Source organism: Bacillus sp. NSP9.1, assembly GCF_000465465.2.
GTDB lineage: Bacteria > Bacillota > Bacilli > Bacillales > Bacillaceae > Bacillus > Bacillus sonorensis_A.
In genome coordinates this window covers 2,065,694-2,086,228 of record NZ_CP048273.1, presented here as the reverse complement: position 1 = coordinate 2,086,228, position 20,535 = coordinate 2,065,694, and the positions used below count along the sequence as shown (strand labels likewise).

Genomic DNA, 20,535 nt, shown 5'->3' with positions numbered 1-20,535 from the left:
AAGATTATATCATACAAGCCTATTTTTTTCTTGTCAAAAGTGACCCGGCTAGCAAAAAAGTTGGGATGGCCGACATGCCGATAATCAAGAGCCAGTCTACCATTAAAATCGGGACGGTATGGAAGATCGGCTGCAGCGGCGGATAATAAATGACAACCAGCATCAGCAAAATCGAAGACAAGACGGCCCCGAGCAAGTAAAGGTTCTCAAACGGATTGCGGTCAAAAATAGAACGTTCGCTGCGGCAGTCAAACACATGAATCAGCTGGGCCAGCACCAATGTCGCAAAGGCGACGGTCTGGGCATATGCAAGCTCTTCAGGATTTCGGTGGTAAATGAACATAAAGGCCCCGAGCGTAGCAGCGCCGATTAAAAACCCGCGCGAGACCACTTTCCAGCCAAGTCCCCTCGCAAACACGCCCTCTTTCGGATTGCGCGGTTTTCTCTTCATGACATCGCCCTCAGGCTGATCCATTCCGAGTGCCATGGCCGGGAGCCCGTCTGTCACAAGGTTGACCCAAAGAATTTGAATCGGCACGAGCGGCAAAGGGAGGGCTAGCAGCATCGCAAACAGCATGACAAGAATCTCGCCTACATTGGATGCTAAAAGATATCTGATGAACTTTCTAATATTTTCGTAGATGTTCCGCCCTTCCTTGATCGCCGATTTAATCGTGGCAAAATTATCATCGACGAGAATCAATGATGAAGCTTCTTTGGCGACATCCGTCCCGGTGATCCCCATGGCGATCCCGATATCAGCTTGTTTGATGGCGGGCGCGTCATTGACGCCGTCTCCGGTCATGGCGACGATATGTCCGTTTTCCTGGTATGCGGTGACGATTTTCAGCTTGTGTTCCGGCGATACTCTGGCAAACACGTAAACATTTTCCGCGGTTTCTGCCAGCTCTTCCTGTGAAAGCTCGTTCAGCATCTGCCCGTCCATGACTTTTCCGCCCGGCGGCAAAAGACCCAGCTGTTTTGCGATCGCCGTTGCCGTCGTCACATGGTCCCCGGTGATCATCACTGTTTTGATCCCCGCTTTCCGGCACTCTTTGATCGCTTTTTTCACTTCCGGACGCGGCGGATCAATCATTCCGAAAAGACCGATAAACGTTAAACCGGATTCCGCTTTTTCGAGCGGCGGATTCTCCGTTTCCTTCAGCGGTTTATATGCGACGGCGATCGTCCGCAGCGCCTGTGAGGCAAGCCGTTCCAGGGCGGCGCTTGTCTCTGTGAGCCGTTCTTTCGTAAACGCTTCCCGGCTTCCTTTCAGCGTGTGTGACGACCGCTTCATCAAGACATCGGGGGCGCCCTTTGTAATCACAAACCGCTTTCCGCTTTTGTCTTCGACGATGACGGACATCATCTTACGCGTCGAATCAAAGGGAAACTCCTCGACGACTTTAAAATGCTCGCCAACATACCGGTCAGTAAACCCCGCTTTTTTGGCCGCCGTTAGCAATGCCCCTTCTGTCGGATCCCCGTCAAGACGAAAATCGCCGTCTTCTTCGATGATGGAGGATGAATTGCAGAGTGCGCCAAACAGCAGAACCTGCTGCAATGATTTGTGGTTTTTGATCTGAATGTCGCGACCATCCATGCTGAAAGAGCCTTTCGGGTCATAGCCGATGCCTGACACGTTCCACGTTTTCCCCCCTGACCAGACATGGGTGACCGTCATTTTGTTCTGTGTCATCGTTCCCGTTTTATCAGAGCAAATAATCGAGGCGCATCCCAGCGTTTCCACCGCAGGCAGCTTCCTGACAATCGATTTTTGCTTGATCATCCGCTGTACACCGAGGGACAAAGCGACTGTCACAATCGCCGGCAGTCCTTCAGGTATAGCGGCAACGGCCAGTGAAACGCCCGCCAAAAACATGCTGTAGATGTCATGCCCTTGAATGACGCCGGCGATAACAACAAGCAGCGTCAGGAAGAGGGCGGCCACGATCAGAATTTTGCCGAGCTCTTCCAGCCTTCTTTGCAGCGGAGTCGAAGCATTCCCGGCCGATTCAAGCATATCGGCGATTTTTCCCATCGCAGAGTTCATTCCTGTGCCAATGACAACGCCCATGCCGCTTCCCCTTGTGACAAGCGTTCCCATAAAGGCCATATTTGTTAAGTCGCCTAAAGAAACATCAGAGGCTTGAAACACATCAGCGTGCTTAGACACAGGAAGCGATTCCCCGGTGAGAGCCGACTCTTCTATTTCCAGGCTCTTTGCCTCGACGACTCGAAGATCGGCGCCGATCCTGTCGCCGCTTGAAAAGCGCACCACATCACCCGGCACAAGCTCTTTTGAAGGAACTTTGATCCAGCTCCCTTCCCTTAGCACTGTCACCTGGGGAGCCGACAGTTCCTTCAATGCCTCAAGCGACCGTTCCGCCCGCCTCTCCTGAAAAAATCCGAGAATGCCATTTACAAAGATAATCGCAATGATGGCGATCGCATCGATGTACTCCCCCAAAAAACCGGAAATCAGCGTCGCCGCTACTAGCACAAGAACCATAAAGTCTTTAAACTGGGAAAAAAACAAGGCGAGCGCCGATGTCCTTTCCCCTTCCTGAAGCTCGTTTGCTCCGTGTCTTTCCAGGCGTTTTTGAACCTCTTTTTCTGTTAAACCATTGTTTATGGACGTTTTTGTTATATTCAACAATTCGGTTTGTCCCATCTCGTGCCATTTCATTGATTCGTCCACTCCTCCTGCCCTAAGTGCTTTAAGACTCCGTCTCTACAAGTCAATTTATTCAGACTCGTCCAAAATCATGCTATAATTATTGAATGGCAATTTAGTTAGAGGAATAACGAGAAAAGGGTGTTATCAACATGTCTTTTGACGGCATTTTTACATACGGAATGACAGAGGAACTGAACAAAGTCATCCAAGGCGGACGGATTGCAAAAATCCATCAGCCGTTTAAGCACGAACTTATTTTTCATATCAGAGCGAACGGGAAGAACGTTAAATTGCTGCTTTCCGCCCATCCAAGCTACGCACGGGTGCATCTCACAAATGAAACATATGATAACCCGAGCGCTCCGCCGATGTTTTGCATGCTGCTCCGCAAGCATCTGGAAGGCGGATTTATCGAGCAGATTGAACAAATCGGAATGGACAGAATGATGGTCTTCCACATCCGAAGCCGCAACGAAATCGGCGATATGCTCGTCAGAAAACTTTTCGTTGAAATCATGGGAAGGCACAGCAACATCGTCTTGACAGATGGAGAAAAAGACGTGATCATCGACAGCTTAAAACACCTTCCCCCTGCCGTGAACAGCTACCGGACCGTTCTCCCCGGCTACGACTATGTTCTGCCTCCAGCGCAGAACAAGCTGTCTCCGCTGGAAACCGGGAAAGAGGACATTCTCCGCCACCTGAACTTTCAGGAAGGAAAATTGGATAAGCAGATTGTCAACACCTTCTCCGGCGTCTCTCCGCTGCTTGCTAAAGAAGCCGTGTTTCGCGCAGGGCTCGCCAACAGGGCGACACTCCCGAATGAGCTTGTGGAGATGTTCGCCGCCGTCAAAGACCGGCGCTTCGCTCCGCAGCTTGTGTCACAAGAGGGAAAAGAATATTTTTACCTGCTTGATTTGACGCATCTAAAAGGCGAAAAGCGTGTGTTTGACAGCTTGAGCGGACTTCTGGATCGCTACTATTTCGGAAAAGCGGAACGCGACCGCGTCAAACAGCAGGCTCATGATTTAGAACGGTTCGTCGTCAATGAAAAGAAAAAAAACGAAAATAAAATCAAAAAGCTCGAAAAAACGCTCGAGCAATCGAAGCACGCGAAGGATTTTCAGCTTTACGGAGAGCTTTTGACAGCGAACCTCTACCAGCTGAAAAAAGGCGATCAATCGGCGACGGTGATCAACTATTATGATGAAGACGGCGGAGAGGTTACCATTCCGCTCGACCCGAATAAAACACCGTCGGAAAATGCGCAAAGCTATTTTACAAAATACCAAAAGGCGAAAAATTCCGTGGATGTCGTCAAGGAGCAGATCAGGCTGGCCGAAGAGGAAATCGCGTATTTCGACCAGCTCATTCAGCAGCTCACATCAGCCTCGCCGAAGGATTTAAATGAAATCCGCGAAGAGCTTGCAGAAGGAAAGTATTTGCGCATCAAACAGCCTAAGGGTCAGAAAAAGCAGAAAAAACAGGCGCCAACCCTTGAAACATACGAATCGACAGCAGGAGAAACCATTCTTGTCGGCAAAAACAATAAACAGAATGAGTATTTGACGATGAGGCTTGCCGCCCGCGACGATATTTGGCTTCACACAAAGGACATCCCGGGCTCGCATGTCGTCATTAGAACGAGTGATCCGGATGAGAAAACGATTCTTGAAGCGGCTCAGATCGCGGCCTACTACAGCAAAGCGAAAAATTCGGCTTCGGTCCCTGTCGACTATACGAAAATACGCTATGTGAAAAAACCGAACGGCGCAAAACCGGGATTTGTCACGTATGACCGTCAGCAAACCGTTTTTGTCACCCCTGATGAAGACCTTGTCATCAAGCTGAAAAAAACGCGCTGACTAAAAAAGGCCCGAACCTATTGGTTCGGGCCCCTTCTTTTATGAAAAAGCGTTTCGATTTCACGGACAAGCCGATCATCGATCAATTCTTCGATCCGCCCGGCCAGTTCGATCGTGTGGCGCGGACTGGCGCCGTTGGTTGAGACAGAGATTGTCACGTTTCCTTTATGAATGATTTTTGGAACGTAGACGTTTCCGCGTTCGGCTTCACTCGCGACATTGACCAGCTGAGACGCTGAAGCCGATTCGGCAATCCGCCTGTTCGTCTCAGGGTCATCAGTGGCGAGAATCATTAAAAAGGCTTCCTTGAAATCGGCAGGCTCCGCTTTTTTTCTTTTCCAGCTGACACCGTAATGTTCAATCAGCTCAAGCATTTCAGCTGATACTTCAGGACTGACGACGGTCGCGGCTGCCCCTTCATCAATGACCGTTTTCAGCCTTCTTGCGGCAATCCGCCCTCCCCCTGCAATGACGACCGCCTTGCCGCTGATCTTAATGTGCAGAGGCAGCATCGGCTGCTCCTTTAAAATCAAACCGGCCGGACTCGTTTAAAACGGTCTCTTCAACACGATGTAAAAAGGCTTGTTTAATATGGGGGTGGAAGCCGAGATATTCGGTCAGCACAACGTCACGATTGGATTCCTTCAGTTTGGCGGTCTCCCTTTCGATCTCATTCATCAGCATGCCGGTAAACAGCAGATACGGAACGATGAATGTCGTTTTTCCGCCGGATTCGGTCAGATCTGCCAAAACATCTTGATAATGCGGACGGCAAGCCGTCATAAAGCAGGGAATGACCGTCTCGACGGGGGCGAGTTCCTCTAGGCGCGCCGCAATTTCACTCACATCGCGTTTGACATCCGGATCTGAGCTGCCTCTGCCGATCAATACGACTCTTGCGTTTTCATAAGGTGTCCCCGTTTCCTCAATCCGCGTTAAAACAGCTTTGACGACTTCCTCGTCGACACCAATCGGCTTGCCGTAAGTGACGCGGACGGAAGGATATTGCGAAGAAACGCGGGCGAGTTCCTGAGGGATATCCCTTTTGGCGTGCGCGGCGGTCAAAAGCAGAAGCGGAACAGCGGCAATATGTGTCGCCCCGTTTTGTACACAGGCTTTAAAGCCCGTTTCGATATCGGGCGCCGCCAGTTCCAAAAAAGAGATTTCCTGAATCGGTGCCGCCATATGTTTTTGGCAGTCTTCCAGAAAAGCGGCCGCTTCTTTCTCCGCTTTTTTCAGCCGGCTGCCGTGTCCGATATATAAAATCGCTTGTTTCATATTAAAGCGCCTCGCTTAATGCCGTATTTTTCAGCTCGTTTTCAAACCAGTCGATTTTCGAGCGGAAATGGACCACATCGCCGATCACAATCAGGCTCGGATTCGTGATATTTTCAGTTTTAACGGTTTCGGCCAGCGTGTCCACCGTGCACAGCACCGTTTTTTGTTTGTCCGTCGTGCCCCAGTGAATGAAAGCGGCTGGTGTAGACGGATCTCTGCCGTTTTCGATCAGCAGCCTTTCAATTTGTGTGATGTTTTTGATTCCCATATAGATCACAAGAGTATCAATCCCCGTCGCCAGCGCTTTCCATTTTTCTTCAAAGACTTCTTCTTTTTTGTAATGGCCCGTCACGAAAGCGACGTTTGAGCTTGCCTCCCGGTGTGTTACAGGAATGCCGGCATAAGCGGCCGCGGCTATCCCCGATGTGATGCCGGGAATAATTTCAAAAGAAATCCCGTTTTCAGCAAGGCTTTCCGCTTCTTCTCCACCTCTGCCGAAGACGAACGGATCTCCTCCCTTCAGCCTGACAACGGTTTTGCCTTTTTTCGCATACTTGACGAGAAAATGGTTGATCGTTTCCTGCTTCATCATGTGATAGTCAGGCAGCTTTCCGCAGAAGATCAAATCCGCTCCCGCTTTGGCATGCTGTAAAATCTGTTTATTGACAAGCCTGTCATATAAAATGACATCGGCTTGTTGGATGGCTTTTAAAGCTTTGATCGTCAGTAAATCGGGGTCTCCAGGACCTGCCCCAACGATATATACTTTCCCCATCTTCTTTTCTCCCCCCGATCTGATCTCGATCTTCTCCAAACTCATTATAAATCATAAAGAAAGCGTTCGGCGCCCGAAAATATCACAAAAACCAAACGTTTTCTTTATGAAATAGGAAAGTGCATCAGCTGCACTTTCCTATTGTTCCCGTTTTTAGTTTCCGGATGGTTTCGCAATGGTTTTGACATATTCGACAAGCTGCTCCCTGCATGCGTTTCGGTCGTTTTGACCCGTATCAAGGACAAGCTCCGGCGCTTCGGGTTCTTCATAAGGCGAATCGATTCCGGTGAAAAACGGAATCTCCCCGTTTCTCGCTTTTTTGTACAGGCCTTTCGGGTCCCGCTCTTCACACGTTTCTAAATCGCATTTGACATATACTTCGTGAAATTCATTTTCCTCAACAAGCTGTCTGATGAGGTCGCGGTCTTCTTTAAATGGAGAAATAAATGCCGTAATCACGATCGTCCCCTGTTCGACAAACAGTTTTGCAACTTCGCCGATCCGGCGGATATTCTCTTTTCGGTCCTCATCGGAAAACCCGAGATCTTTGTTCAGCCCGTGTCTGACATTGTCCCCGTCAAGGACCGTCACCTGGTAGCCTTCTTCAAACAATTTGCGTGCGGCTGCGTTGGCAATCGTAGATTTTCCTGAGCCGCTCAAACCCGTCAGCCAAATGATCGAGCTTTTGTGTTTGTTTTTTTCATGGTATTCCTGCTTTGTAATGGATGCCTGATGCCAGACGATATCTTGATTTACCAATTGTTAGCCCCCCTTTTAAGAAACCCCGGCCGCCAAGCCTTTTATCAATGTTTGAATGACTTCAGGGCGGCTGAATGTGCTAGGCGGGAATTCGCCGTTTCTCAGCATGGCCCTCACCTTTGTGCCGGACAAAATGACATGATGTTCTTTGCCGTGAGGACACGTTTTCGCCGTTGCCATTGAACCGCAGACATTGCAGTAAAAGCTGTGTTCAAATTTCAGCGGCGTGATCCCGATCTCTTCCGGTTTAAACTGATCAAACAGCTCCTGCGCCTCATATGTTCCATAGTAATCGCCGACTCCGGCATGGTCTCTTCCGACGATAAAGTGTGTGCAGCCGTAGTTTTTTCTGACAAGCGCGTGGAAGATCGCCTCTTTCGGTCCCGCATAGCGCATCGCTGCCGGGAAGACCCCGAGGAAGACGCGGTCTTTCGGATAATACCCGTCAAGCAGCACCTGATAGCTTTCCATGCGGACATCCGCCGGAATGTCGTCTGATTTCGTTTCCCCGACCAATGGATTGAGGAACAGTCCGTCTACCGTTTCGAGCGCTGTTTTTTGGATGTATTCGTGTGCTCTGTGCACCGGGTTTCTCGTTTGGAAGCCGACGATCGTTTTCCAGCCATTCTCTGCGAATTTTTGTCTCGTTTCCGCAGGTTCAAACGTATGTGCCGGGAATTGCTTTTCACTTCGCTTGATGAGAGTGATCGGCCCGCCGACATAAACATTCCCGCGTTCAAACAGTTTTTTGACGCCCGGATGCTCAATCTCGTCGGTTTTATAGATGCGGACGGCTTCCGTCTTTTTATCCGGCGTATAGATATCTTCGATGTCAATGACGCCGTATGTTTCTCCGTTGTATGTGAGACGGACGGTATCTCCGACTTTCAATTGAACCGCTTTTTGTTCATCAACAGGAAGTGTAATCGGAAGCGTCCATACATGGCCTGCGGCAAGCCTCATGTTTTCCACAACCGAAAGATAGTCTTTCTCTGTTAAAAACCCTTCTAACGGGCTGTATGCTCCGATTCCGATCAGCTCAAGATCGGCAAAAGCGATCACATCCAGTGCAATTTCCTGTGCGATTTGCTCGAAATCAAATTCTTCATTTACGCGGTTTACCAAAACACCGCCGTGTGGTGCTAAACTCATGACTCTGTTTCCCCCTACTTTAAATTCCTCCGCCCTGTTCATGGACGGAGCTGTGTTCTTTTTTGACCGCCCTCATCAGGCTGATCGTTCCGACTGACGCCAGAAGAACGCTCGTGATGACAATGAGAGCGTAATAGTCTCCCTTTAATAAAAGGCTGACTAGCGTATAGGAAAGACTTAATGAAAGAAACGGCGATACGATCCATACTTTCAGCATCGTTTTGACCACCTGTTTATGAAAAACATTGCCGCCGTTTTTTGCCATTCCCATTCCTATTATAGAAGATGATGTCACCTGCGCGAGCGGAACCGGAAGACCGAAAATTGAGCTGATCATCACAAGCCCGGCTCCGGTGCTTGACAGAAGGATCCCCTCTCCTTTTGAGAATCTGGTGATCTTTTTGCCGTTTGTTTCAAGCACGCGCCGGCCCAATAATAGGGCGCCCAGTGCGACGAACAGCCCGCCGTACAGCGTTCCTTCGCCAACTGTCAAAACATGCGCCGCCACCAGAGGGCCGACAGCGTTTGCGACATTGTTCATTCCCGCTGAGAAGGCCTCAAAAAATCCGCTGATGAGCAGAAGGACCGCCAAAATTTTCGCTTTGTTCCCTGAAGCGGGACGCTTTATCGCTTTTTTCATGATCTTTGCCATGGCAAATGTAAAAGTAAAAGCGGCGATTGGAACGATAACCCAAAACATGACGATGACAAGCAAAGATTTGACATATAAAATTTGATAGGCGACACCGACGCCGACGACAGATCCGACTGTCACCTCACTTGTCGAAAGCGGAATGCCGAGAACGTTTGCGATAAAGAGCGACAAAGCGGCTGATCCGATGATAATGCAGACGATTTCCAGCGTGATCACCTGTTCGGGAATAATACCCGAGCTGATCGTCTTCACGACGTTTCCGCCGCCGATGACGGCACCTGAGAGAACGCCGGCCGCACAGATCAAAAGCGCGTGAAGCTTCTTTTTGACCGCTTCCGATCCGTAGGCGATGCCCATTGAAGCGGCGGCCCCGCTTGCTCCAATGTTCATCGCAAAAAACATGCTAAATAAAATGGCGGCAAGTTCCATAACTCATCTCCTTACTCGTGCAGTCCGCATTCGGTTTTGTTTAAGCCGTTCCATCGTCCGGAGCGGAGATCGTCCATCGTAAAGGCAGGAGAGGTGCACGGCGCACAGCCTATGCTCGGATAGCCTTGGTCGTGAAGCGGATTATACGGCAGATCGTGTTTTGTGACATATCTCCAAATATCCTTCCACGTCCAATGGATGAGCGGACATACTTTGATGGACTTGAATTTCTCGTCTTTGTTTAAGAAGTTCGTCTTTCTGCGTCCTTCGGATTGTTCGCGGCGAAGGCCAGACAGCCATGCCGGATAGCCGGAAAGCACCTCGCGGAGAGGAATGATCTTCCGCATTTCACAGCAGGAATTCGGGGCGGTCTTCCAAAGTTCATCCCCGTATTGTTCAGCTTGCTGTGCGACGGTAAGCTCCGGTTTTTTCATCACAATCTGGAGGCCGGGATATCGTTCTTTGACAGCGTCTATCGTTTCATACGTTTCTTTAAAATGAAGGCCTGTATCAAGGAAGACGATGACAGCGTCTTTTTTCACCTTGTAAATCAAATCGATCAGGACAATTCCCTCAATTCCGAAGCTGCATGCATATACGAGCTGATCTCCGTAATGGCCGTACGCCCATTTCAGGACGGACAGTGCTCCTTTATATGAATCATCTTCTTGAAAAGAGATGGTCGGTTCTTCCCATGTACTGTAAGTAAAAATTGTCGGTTCCCCCTTTTTTCGCCAACAAAAAAACGGCTTCCAGCAGAAAAAAACTGTGAAAACCGCCTCTAGTTTGTCTAGTCAGCTATTTCAATCTTATTTTTTCATTTTTTTCAATTTGAATGACCTTGCCGTCTTGAACAACGAATGTGATCGATCCGTAATTCATGTCCTTCAGCATGTCTTTCATTTTGATGATCGCTTTTTCGAGCTGCTCATCTGTTTTCACTCCTAGCTCCTCCTCTGCCCCGTAAAAATTAAAATCTTTCTTCCAAATTTGAAAGAAAGATGAGGAACTTCTCATATTCCTTATCTCTCAAAATGAGGGCATTTTGCTGGAAGTAGCACCTTACGTCTGCACGCAGGTTGCCGGGTTTCATCGGACCAGTCCCTCCACCGCTCTTGATAAGTTTGCTTTTGTTATTTTAAAATTTTAGCACAATTCGAATAAAAGTCAACCCGACTTTTTTGATAGGATTAATAAAAATAAAAAATGATACGTTTTTCCTATTTCTGAATCTGAAAAAAGAAACAAAAAACCGTTCCCCATTTCAGGGGACACGGCATCGGTCACATTTCCATCCAGGATGTTGATTCAGGATTGACTTTCCATTCTTTCAGCTTGACGGCATCCGCTTCTTTGATCATACCTTCGGCAAGCGCAGCTTCCGTCAAGGTGTCATAATCGGTGAGTGTATAATAGGCGATACCTGCCTCACCAAAAGCGGCGGCGGCTTTGTCGAGGCCGTATGTGAAGATCGCGGCGACGCCGAGCACCTCACATCCGGCTTCTTTCAGCGCGGCGGCGGCTTCAAGCACACTTCCTCCTGTTGAAATCAAATCTTCGATCACAACGACTTTTTGGCCATTACTTACGACCCCTTCGATTTGATTTCCTTTTCCGTGCGCCTTCGGCTTGCTTCTGACATAGCACATCGGCAGCTGCAGCCTGTCAGCGGCCAGCGCAGCATGCGGAATACCCGCTGTCGCCGTTCCGGCGATCATTTCCGCTTCGGGAAATTTGTCTTGTATCAATTCGGCAAGGCCGGAAGCGATGGTGTCGCGCACTTCGGGGTATGAAAGTGTCAATCGGTTGTCGCAATAGATCGGCGACAGGATGCCGCTTGCCCATGTGAACGGCTCATTCGGCCTCAGGAAAACCGCTTTGATTTTTAATAGATGGTTGGCTATCTCTGTTTTCATGCCTTGATTCCCTCCCATTGAAACGCTATTTTCTGATAGGCTGCGACCGGATCCGGCGCCTTTGTGATCGACCGGCCGACAACGATCGCCGAAACGCCTTTTTCCCTTGCGTATTCCGGCGTCGCTACTCTGACTTGGTCATTGGTATTGTCATCTGCCAGGCGGATTCCCGGTGTGACGGTCAGAAAATCAGGAGCTGCAGCCTGATAAATGCGCTCAGCTTCATGTACGGAGCAGACGACCCCGTCGAGCCCGCTTTGTGCAGCCAATCTGCTGTAGTGAAGCACAGCCTCATCAAGCGGCGCTTCGATCAAGAGTTCGCTTGTCAGTATGTCTTGGGACGTGCTGGTCAGCTGGGTCACCGCGATTAATGACGGCCGTTTTTCTCCGGCAGGGGTTCCGGCTTCAAGGCCTTCCACCGCAGCTTCCATCATCTGCTTTCCGCCGGCGGCGTGCACATTGACAAGGTTAACGCCGAATCCCGCCAGCCTTTTCATCGCTTTATATACCGTTGTCGGGATGTCATGGCATTTCAAATCAAGGAAAATGCGGCAGTCCCGCTGCTTCAGTTCTTCAAGAATGGAAGGGCCTTCTTGATAAAAAAGCTCCATTCCAACTTTGACAAAAAGCTTCTCCCCTTGAAAACGGTCCAAAAACGCAAATGTTTCGCGCGCTGATGCAAAATCAAGCGCGATGATGGGCTGCGTATGCTTCATCCTTCCAGCTCCTTCCGATACACTCTTCTAAGGAGTGATATCCGTATTTTTCTAAAACGCGCGGCAGCTCGTTAATGATGTCCGGGCAGGCAAACGGGTTGACGAAGTTAGCTGTGCCGACGGCGACAGCGCTAGCTCCGGCCAGGAAAAATTCGAGGGCGTCTTCGGCAGACTGGACACCGCCCATGCCGATGATCGGAATGTTAACCTTCTGGCTGACTTCATACACCATCCGGATCGCTACAGGCTTCACGGCAGGGCCGGATAATCCTCCTGTTTTGTTGGCGAGGATCGGTTTTCCCGTTTTTAAGTCGAGTCTCATCCCGATCAGCGTGTTAATCATCGTTAAACCGTCTGCTCCCGCCTCTTCAATGGCAAGAGCGATTTCTGTCACATTCGCGACATTCGGCGACAGCTTGACATAGATGGGAACGCTCGACACTTCTTTCACCGCTTTCGTCAGTTCACCCGCCATCCCCGGGTCTGTCCCGAAGGCGATGCCTCCGGTTTTGACATTCGGGCAGGAAATATTGAGCTCAAGCGCGTGCACGTTCGGCGCCTTGCTGACGGCTTCGGCCACTTCGACATAGTCTTCAAGCTGTGATCCGGCGACATTGGCGATGATCGGTGTGTCAAACTGTTCAAGCCATGGCAGCTCGTTTTCCATGACAGATGCAAGACCCGGATTCTGCAGTCCGATCGCATTGAGCATGCCGGCCTGCGTCTCGGCGACCCGCGGTGTCGGATTTCCGAAGCGGGGCTCGCTCGTTGTCGCTTTAATCATGATGGCGCCAAGACAGGAAAGATCGTAAAAGTTAGCAAACTCTTTTCCAAAGCCAAAACATCCGGAAGCCGGCATGATCGGGTTTTTTAATTTAAGGCCTGGCAAATTCACATCAAGCATTACAAAAGCACCTCCTGCGCTTTAAAAACGGGGCCGTCAAGACATACCTTCACATACGATGTTTCGCTTTCTTCCGTATGGCATACACAGGCAAAACAGGCGCCGATTCCGCAGCCCATCCGTTCTTCCATTGAAAGGTAAACCTCTTTGTCAGGATAGCGCTGTTTCAAAGCTTTCAGCATCGGTGTCGGACCGCAGGCCAGAAGATAATCGAACTGAAGCCCGCGGGCTTCGATGACATCTGTTACAAATCCTTTTGATCCGTGAGTGCCGTCCGCTGTCGCGATAAACACCGGTCCGAAGGCGCTAAATTCCCGCTCATAAAAGACATCCTTTGCAGATCCGAATCCTAATACACTTATGACGTTGACCCCTTTTTTTGTCAGCTGTTTGGCGAGCTCGTACAGGGGCGGGACCCCGATTCCGCCTCCGACCAACAGAGCCGTTTTTCCGCTTGCGAGCGATTCGGCCGGAAACCCGTTTCCAAGCGGACCAAGGACATCGACTTGATCCCCTTTTTGCTTTAAAGAAAGAAGGCTTGTGCCTTCTCCCTCTTTACGGTAAATGATCGTAATCTCCCGCTTGTCCTTGTCGACCTCGGCGATGCTGATCGGTCTTCTCAATAAAGGAGCCACAGATTCCGATACTTTTATATGAAGGAACTGGCCGGGAGTGCTGCACGCCTCGGCAAGCTCTCCTTCCAGCACCATCTGATAAATACTGTCTGCTATACACTCGTTTGCGCGAACCGTCATATTCCCTTTTTTCATTGGACAACAGCTCTCTCTTGCTTGATTTTCACAGCAGGCATATGGTCGGCGCGGAAGCTCATGCTTTCAAGCACCCGGAGGATTGCTTCAGCCGTATCTAACGATGTCAGGCAGGCTACGCCGTTTTCAACAGATTCACGTCTGATTCTAAAGCCGTCTCTCGCCGGCTGTTTTCCTTTTGTCAGCGTGTTGACCACAAACTGCGCTTCTCCGTTGCGGATGACATCAAGCAGATTTTTCCCTTCTTCACCGATTTTCCCGACGGTTTTAGCCGGTACGGATGCTTCGCGCAAGTACTCGGCGGTTCCTTCTGTAGCCAGGATGTTGTAGCCGATTGAATGGAACCGCTTGGCGATCGCAAGCCCTTCCTCTTTATCTTTGTCAGCAACAGTCAGGAGCACGGACCCGTAATTTGGAATTTGAATACCTGATGCGATCAGCCCTTTGTAGAGCGCCTTTTCCAATGTGCTGTCCTTGCCCATCACTTCTCCGGTCGATTTCATTTCCGGTCCGAGAGTGATATCCACTCTTCTGAGCTTCGCGAAGGAGAAGACAGGAACTTTGACATAGACGCCTTCCTGTTCTTTTTGCAGGCCTTCCGCATAGCCCATGCCGGCCAGCTTCTGCCCGAGAATCACTTTTGTCGCAATGTTTGCCATCGGAATTCCGGTGATTTTGCTGAGGAACGGCACCGTGCGGCTTGAGCGCGGATTCACCTCAAGGACGTAGACCTCATCTTTAGAAAGGACAAACTGAATGTTGAGCAGTCCGATGATGTTCAAGCCTTTCGCAAGCTCGATCGTATATTGTTCAATCTTTTTCTTGATCCCTTCAGAGAGCGATTGCGGCGGATAGACGGCAATCGAGTCTCCGGAGTGGACGCCGGCCCGTTCGATATGTTCCATAATCCCCGGAATCACGACCGTGTCGCCGTCAGAGATCGCATCGACTTCAATTTCTTTTCCGATCAAATATTTATCGATTAAGACAGGATGCTGCGGATTCACTTTCACCGCATGTTCCATGTAATGGAGAAGCTCTGTTTCATTGTAGACGATCTCCATGGCCCGTCCCCCGAGTACATATGATGGACGGACAAGAACCGGATAGCCGATATTGGCCGCGATTTTGACGGCGCCTTCTACAGATGTTGCCGTTTTCCCCAGCGGCTGCGGAACATTCAGCGCCTCAAGCGCCTGTTCAAACTTGTCGCGGTCTTCGGCTCTGTCCAAATCTTCAAGCGATGTACCGAGAATCGCAACGCCGCGGTCTGCAAGTTCATCGGCAAGATTGATCGCCGTTTGTCCGCCAAACTGGACGACAACGCCTTTCGGCTGCTCCAAATCGATAATATGCATCACATCTTCAACTGTCAGCGGTTCAAAATACAGCTTGTCGGAGATGCTGAAGTCTGTCGAAACCGTTTCCGGATTGTTGTTGATAATAATCGCTTCATAGCCCGCTTCTTTAATGGCCCAGACCGAGTGAACGGTTGCATAGTCAAATTCAACTCCCTGGCCGATCCGGATCGGTCCTGATCCGAGAACAATGACACTGTCTCTCTCTGTTCTTTCCGATTCGTTTTCTTCTTCATATGTGCTGTAGAAGTAAGGCGTTTCTGATTCAAACTCGGCCGCACACGTATCGACCATTTTATAGACAGGTGTGATGTTCGCTTCTTTCCTGAGCTCATACACTTTTCGTTCAGGCATATCCCACAGGCGGCTGATGAAGCGGTCGGAAAAGCCGAGCTCTTTCGCTTCCTGCAGCAGTGCGAGATCACCGCGACCCGCTTTCAGCACCTCTTCAAAGCGAATGATCCCCTCGAGCTTATGAAGGAAGAAAAGGTCAATCGCGGAAAACGCGTGGAGATCTTCCACAGTGTAGCCTCGTCTGAATGCTTCAGCCAAATAAAAGAGCCGTTCGTCGCCTGCTTTTTTAATCCGTTTTTCCAAAGTTTCGTTTGAAATGGTTTGCGCATCTTTCAGTTCCAGATGGTAAACATCTGCTTCAAGCGAACGAACCGCTTTCAGAAGCGATTCCTCCCATGTTCGGCCGATCGCCATCACCTCGCCCGTCGCTTTCATCTGTGTGCCGAGCTTGCGGTTTGCCGATTCAAACTTGTCAAACGGCCAGCGCGGGATTTTCGAGACGACATAGTCAAGGGCCGGTTCAAAGGAAGCGTATGTTTTTCCTGTCACAGGGTTCATCATTTCATCTAAGGACAGGCCGACAGCGATTTTGGCAGCCAGCTTTGCGATCGGATACCCGGTCGCCTTTGAAGCGAGCGCTGATGAACGGCTGACCCGCGGATTGACCTCAATGATGTAGTATTGGAAACTGTCCGGGTCAAGCGCCAGCTGGACATTGCATCCGCCTTCGATTTCAAGCGCGCGGATGATTTTTAAGGATACATTGCGAAGCATTTGATATTCGCGGTCGCTTAACGTCTGGCTCGGTGCGACAACAATGCTGTCTCCGGTATGAATGCCGACCGGATCGATGTTTTCCATATTGCAGACGACAATGGCGTGGTCGCTCGAATCCCGCATCACTTCGTATTCAATTTCTTTGAAGCCGGCAATGCTCTTTTCCAAGAGACACTGGTGAACCGGGCTCATTTTCAAGCCGTTTTCAACGATTTCTGAAAGCTCCGCTTCATTTGAACAGATCCCTCCGCCTGTTCCGCCAAGCGTGTAAGCGGGTCTGACGATGACCGGAAACCCGATTCGCTCGACAAACGCGCGGGCTTCATCCAAAGAATGGATGATCTCGCTTTCCGGCACAGGCTCGTTCAGCTCATTCATCAAGCTTCTGAACAGATCGCGGTCTTCCGCCTTTTGAATGGCAGACAATTTCGTGCCGAGGACTTCAACACCGCATTCGGCCAAAATTCCTTGCTCTGACAATTCAACCGCCAAGTTCAGTCCGGTCTGGCCGCCAAGGGTAGGCAAAATCGCATCTGGACGCTCCTTGCGGATAATCCGTGTCAAAAACTCAAGCGTCAGCGGCTCGATATAAACCCGGTCTGCCATCTCAGTATCCGTCATGATCGTTGCCGGATTGGAATTGACAAGAATGACTTCATAGCCTTCTTCTTTTAAAGCGAGACACGCTTGTGTGCCCGCATAATCAAATTCCGCCGCCTGGCCGATGATAATCGGCCCTGATCCGATCACCAATATCTTTTGAATATCTACGCGTTTAGGCATACCGCTTCCCCTTCTTTCTCTGTGGTTTCAATCATGGCTAGAAATTGATCAAACAAATGGTTGGCATCCTCAGGACCCGGTGAAGCTTCCGGATGATACTGAACCGTGAAAGCCGGTTCGTATTGATGCTTCAGCCCTTCAATCGTGTTGTCGTTGATGGCCACATGTGTGACTTCAAGAGGCGTATTGTCCACAGATGATACCGTATAGCCGTGGTTTTGCGCCGTGATCGACACCCTGCCTGTTTTCAGCTCTTTGACCGGATGGTTGGAACCGCGGTGGCCGAACTTCATTTTGACGGTTTCCGCCCCGCAGGCGAGTGCAAACAGCTGATGGCCGAGGCAGATGCCGAATAACGGCACTTTGCCGAGAATGTTTTGAATCATTTCAATCGCTTCAGGCACATCCTTCGGATCTCCTGGTCCGTTTGACAGCATGACACCGTCCGGCTTCAGCTGCATGACTTCTTCAGCCGTGACATTGTGGGGAACGACAATGACATCGCATTTGCGTTTGTTCAGTTCTCGCAAAATACCGTGTTTCATGCCGAAATCAACGAGCACGATCCGCTTTCCTCTTCCAGGGCTCGGATAGGCGGTTTTTGTTGAGACTTGGCTGACCTGGTCTGTCGGAAGGCTTGTATCTTTCATTTTTCTGATCAAAGCGTCCGCATCCTCATCAGAGCCGGCAAACATTCCTTTCAGCGTTCCTGCCGTGCGGATCATTCTTGTCAGCTTCCTCGTATCAATTCCGGACAAACCAGGGATGTTTTTCATTTTCAAGTATTCATCTAGCGTATAGGCTGAGCGCCAGTTTGATGGGAGTTGACATAACTCTTTTACGATAAACCCTTTCACATACGGTGTAATCGATTCGAAATCGTCTCTGTTGATGCCGTAGTTTCCGATCAGCGGGTAGGTCAGGGTGACGATTTGTCCGCAGTATGACGGATCTGAAAGGATTTCCTGATAGCCTGTCATCCCTGTGTTAAAAACGACTTCTCCCATGCTGTTGTCCAGACTGCCGAACGCTTTCCCTTCAAATATCGCTCCGTTTTCTAATATAAGACGTCTTTTCATTTTACAAGCCTCCCCTTTTCGTAAACGAGTTTTCCACCGGCCATTGTCAAGACCGGCCAGCCGAAGCAGCTGATGCCGTTAAACGGCGTGTTTCTTCCTTTGGAAAGGAAGCTCGTTTTATCAATCGCTTCTTCTTTCTCAAGATCGATCAATGTGATGTCCGCCGGCCGTCCAACTTCAAGTCTTCCGTATGGCAGTCCGAACGCTTCACAAGGTTTGACCGTCATATAATCAAGCAGTTGTTTTAATGTCCATGCACCGTTTTTGACAAAGTGTGTGTAAAGCAGCGGAAAAGCCGTTTCCAATCCGACGATTCCAAATGGGGCGAGGCTCATCGTCTGCTGTTTTTCCGCTTCTGTATGCGGCGCATGGTCTGTTGCGATGAAATCGATCGTTCCATCAAGAAGGCCTTCAAGCAGTGCTTCCTTGTCATCTTGGCCTCTGAGCGGCGGATTCATTTTGTAGTTTGTATCAAGCCCGGGGATGTCGCTGTCAGAAAGCAGCAAGTGATGCGGTGTCACCTCGGCTGTCACGCGGATACCCGCTTTTTTTGCATCGCGGACGACTCTGACCGATTCCTTCGTACTGATATGACAGACGTGGTAATGGCAGCCCGCCGCTTCCGCCAGGAGAACGTCCCTGGCGATATGAACCGCTTCACATACGGAAGGAATCCCGTTTAAACCGTGAGCTTTTGCAAAATCACCGTCATGGACGCTCCCGCCGTAGATTAAAGTATTGTCTTCACAATGGGCAACGATTGCTTTATTGATAGAAGCCGCTTTTTTCATCGCTTCAAACATCATACCCGCGTTCTGGACGCCGACACCGTCATCGGTAAAGGCAAATGCGCCCGCAGCTGAAAGCCCTGCAAAATCGGTCATGTCCTCGCCGACTTGTCTAACCGTGATGGATGCGTATGGAAGGACCCTGACGGCAGACGTTTCGTGAATGCGGCTTGTCAGCCACTCCATTTGTTCCGTCGTGTCGGGGACGGGGCGTGTGTTCGGCATGGCGGCGACTGTCGTAAATCCGCCTCTTGCCGCCGCTTTTGAACCCGTTTCGATCGTCTCCTTTTTTTCCCCGCCGGGCTCTCTGAAGTGGACGTGAAGATCGACAAGCCCCGGAGAAACGAGGAGCCCCTCCGCATCAATGACCGCTTCGCCGGGTCCAGCCTCAAGGCTGCCGAGTTCGCTTATGGCTTCACCAGTGACCCTGATATCGCGCTTGACCTTTTCTCCTTTTTCGTTGAGCATAAAGCCGTTTTTAATTAAATAAGACATAAGCTTGATCTCCCCTTTTTTCATTTTCGCCTAGTTCGAGCGCCCGTTTTAAAACCGCCATTCTGATGTAGACGCCGTTTTCCATTTGCTTGAAAATCCTTGATTGAGCGGATTCCACCAGCGCACTGTCAATTTCGACACCGCGGTTGACCGGAGCCGGATGCATGATGATCGCATCCTTTTTCAAACGCTTTGCCCGTTCAGTCGACAATCCGAATGTCTGCAAATAATCGCTGGCATCTGCTTTTGCTTGATGGCGTTCATGCTGGATTCTCAGCAGCATCACGACATCCGAATCGGCAACAGCTTCATCTGCCGCAACATACGTTCCGTAAGGATTATCCTCATCCCTCCACTCAGCAGGTCCTGAGAAGAGAACCGTTGCCCCGAGCCTTGTCAGCACTTCGGCGTTTGATCTGGCCACTCTGCTGTGCTTGATATCGCCGTGAATGGAGACGGTTAATCCGTCAAATTTGCCCCATTCCTCATAGATCGTCATTAAGTCGAGCAAAGATTGTGTAGGATGCTGACCGCAGCCGTCACCTGCGTTGACAACCGGGATGCCGACACGGCCGACCAATTCCTTGTAGTAATGATCTTCCGAGTGCCTGATGACACAAACGTCGGCGCCGATGGATTCAAGCGTCCGCACCGTATCGTACAAAGATTCCCCTTTTTGAACACTTGTCGATACACCGTCAAGATTCAACACATTCATGCCAAGCTTCTTTTCTGCGACTTCGAAGCTGAAACGGGTTCTTGTACTCGGCTCAAAGAACAAGTTGGCGGCAAATTTTCCGGAGAGAACGTGATCTGATTTGCCTTTTTTGAGCTCCTCCGCCTCTTGAATCAACCCGAAAATGTCCTCGATACTCAACTCGTTCATTGCGGTCAAATGTTTCATTTGTTTTCCCCTCCGCTTTCATCGGATTTTCCGTAAAAAAAACCCCAAGCCATGGGAGCTTGGGGTACAGTAAATCAGAGAATGTGACAGCACTTCTCTTGTTAACAACCCTTCCAAGCCTCTCTGGACTTCAATTAAAAGGTCTTCATATTTGCTTT

General features: G+C 49.9%; 18 protein-coding genes and 1 riboswitch. Of the genes, 1 reads left to right on the top strand and 17 read right to left on the bottom strand.

Annotated features, from left to right (window positions below; all coding sequences use genetic code 11):
- Positions 1–19: 19 nt before the first annotated feature.
- A complete protein-coding gene (locus M654_RS10790) occupies positions 20–2,689 on the bottom strand; it encodes a calcium-translocating P-type ATPase, SERCA-type (RefSeq protein WP_026586913.1) in 2,670 nt (889 codons plus the stop codon).
- 140 nt (positions 2,690–2,829) lie between these two features.
- Between M654_RS10790 and M654_RS10785 the strand changes: the two genes are divergently transcribed.
- On the top strand, positions 2,830–4,545 hold the full coding sequence (locus M654_RS10785) for an Rqc2 family fibronectin-binding protein (protein WP_026586912.1): 1,716 nt from the start codon (positions 2,830–2,832) through the stop codon (positions 4,543–4,545).
- A gap of 17 nt (positions 4,546–4,562) precedes the next feature.
- Here the strand turns inward: M654_RS10785 and M654_RS10780 are convergent, their stop codons facing one another.
- The 16 genes from M654_RS10780 to M654_RS10705 all read right to left on the bottom strand — a co-directional run bounded on the left by M654_RS10780 (position 4,563) and on the right by M654_RS10705 (position 20,377).
- Positions 4,563–5,057 carry an NAD(P)-dependent oxidoreductase gene (locus M654_RS10780; protein WP_026586911.1) on the bottom strand — a complete coding sequence of 165 codons (495 nt, stop codon included), beginning with the start codon at positions 5,055–5,057 and terminating at the stop codon, positions 4,563–4,565.
- Complete coding sequence (locus M654_RS10775) at positions 5,038–5,823, bottom strand: sirohydrochlorin chelatase (RefSeq protein ID WP_026586910.1); 786 nt, start codon at positions 5,821–5,823, stop codon at positions 5,038–5,040. The genes M654_RS10780 and M654_RS10775 overlap by 20 nt, the downstream gene beginning before the upstream one ends.
- A 1-nt stretch (position 5,824) precedes the next feature.
- Positions 5,825–6,598, bottom strand: a complete 774-nt coding sequence (gene cobA, locus M654_RS10770) for a uroporphyrinogen-III C-methyltransferase (protein WP_026586909.1) — start codon at positions 6,596–6,598, stop codon at positions 5,825–5,827.
- A gap of 153 nt (positions 6,599–6,751) precedes the next feature.
- Positions 6,752–7,357 carry an adenylyl-sulfate kinase gene (gene cysC, locus M654_RS10765; RefSeq protein WP_026586908.1) on the bottom strand — a complete coding sequence of 202 codons (606 nt, stop codon included), beginning with the start codon at positions 7,355–7,357 and terminating at the stop codon, positions 6,752–6,754.
- 15 nt (positions 7,358–7,372) lie between these two features.
- Positions 7,373–8,509, bottom strand: a complete 1,137-nt coding sequence (sat, locus tag M654_RS10760; protein WP_026586907.1) for a sulfate adenylyltransferase — start codon at positions 8,507–8,509, stop codon at positions 7,373–7,375.
- 19 nt (positions 8,510–8,528) lie between these two features.
- Complete coding sequence (locus tag M654_RS10755) at positions 8,529–9,593, bottom strand: sulfate permease (RefSeq protein ID WP_026586906.1); 1,065 nt, start codon at positions 9,591–9,593, stop codon at positions 8,529–8,531.
- Between the two features lie 11 nt (positions 9,594–9,604).
- A complete protein-coding gene (locus M654_RS10750) occupies positions 9,605–10,306 on the bottom strand; it encodes a phosphoadenylyl-sulfate reductase (protein ID WP_026586905.1) in 702 nt (233 codons plus the stop codon).
- A gap of 85 nt (positions 10,307–10,391) precedes the next feature.
- The gene (locus M654_RS10745; RefSeq protein ID WP_372709743.1) at positions 10,392–10,505 is read right to left on the bottom strand and encodes a YezD family protein; all 114 of its coding nucleotides are present in this window, start codon (positions 10,503–10,505) and stop codon (positions 10,392–10,394) included.
- Between the two features lie 107 nt (positions 10,506–10,612).
- A riboswitch (SAM riboswitch) is annotated at positions 10,613–10,718 on the bottom strand.
- Positions 10,719–10,876: 158 nt separating this feature from the next.
- Positions 10,877–11,509 (bottom strand): orotate phosphoribosyltransferase, encoded by a 633-nt coding sequence (gene pyrE / locus M654_RS10740; RefSeq protein ID WP_026586904.1) that lies wholly within the window; start codon positions 11,507–11,509, stop codon positions 10,877–10,879.
- Entirely contained in the window at positions 11,506–12,225 is a 720-nt protein-coding gene (gene pyrF / locus M654_RS10735) for an orotidine-5'-phosphate decarboxylase (protein WP_026586903.1), read from the bottom strand. The genes pyrE and pyrF overlap by 4 nt, the downstream gene beginning before the upstream one ends.
- Positions 12,194–13,129 (bottom strand): dihydroorotate dehydrogenase, encoded by a 936-nt coding sequence (locus M654_RS10730; protein WP_026586902.1) that lies wholly within the window; start codon positions 13,127–13,129, stop codon positions 12,194–12,196. The genes pyrF and M654_RS10730 overlap by 32 nt, the downstream gene beginning before the upstream one ends.
- On the bottom strand, positions 13,129–13,899 hold the full coding sequence (locus M654_RS10725; RefSeq protein WP_026586901.1) for a dihydroorotate dehydrogenase electron transfer subunit: 771 nt from the start codon (positions 13,897–13,899) through the stop codon (positions 13,129–13,131). Before M654_RS10725 ends, M654_RS10730 begins: the two co-directional genes overlap by 1 nt.
- Positions 13,896–17,111 (bottom strand): carbamoyl-phosphate synthase (glutamine-hydrolyzing) large subunit, encoded by a 3,216-nt coding sequence (gene carB / locus M654_RS10720; RefSeq protein ID WP_026586900.1) that lies wholly within the window; start codon positions 17,109–17,111, stop codon positions 13,896–13,898. Before carB ends, M654_RS10725 begins: the two co-directional genes overlap by 4 nt.
- Positions 17,096–18,190, bottom strand: a complete 1,095-nt coding sequence (locus M654_RS10715; RefSeq protein ID WP_026586899.1) for a carbamoyl phosphate synthase small subunit — start codon at positions 18,188–18,190, stop codon at positions 17,096–17,098. The genes carB and M654_RS10715 overlap by 16 nt, the downstream gene beginning before the upstream one ends.
- Entirely contained in the window at positions 18,187–19,473 is a 1,287-nt protein-coding gene (locus M654_RS10710) for a dihydroorotase (RefSeq protein WP_026586898.1), read from the bottom strand. The genes M654_RS10715 and M654_RS10710 overlap by 4 nt, the downstream gene beginning before the upstream one ends.
- Complete coding sequence (locus tag M654_RS10705) at positions 19,457–20,377, bottom strand: aspartate carbamoyltransferase catalytic subunit (protein ID WP_026586897.1); 921 nt, start codon at positions 20,375–20,377, stop codon at positions 19,457–19,459. The genes M654_RS10710 and M654_RS10705 overlap by 17 nt, the downstream gene beginning before the upstream one ends.
- Positions 20,378–20,535: the final 158 nt, after the last annotated feature.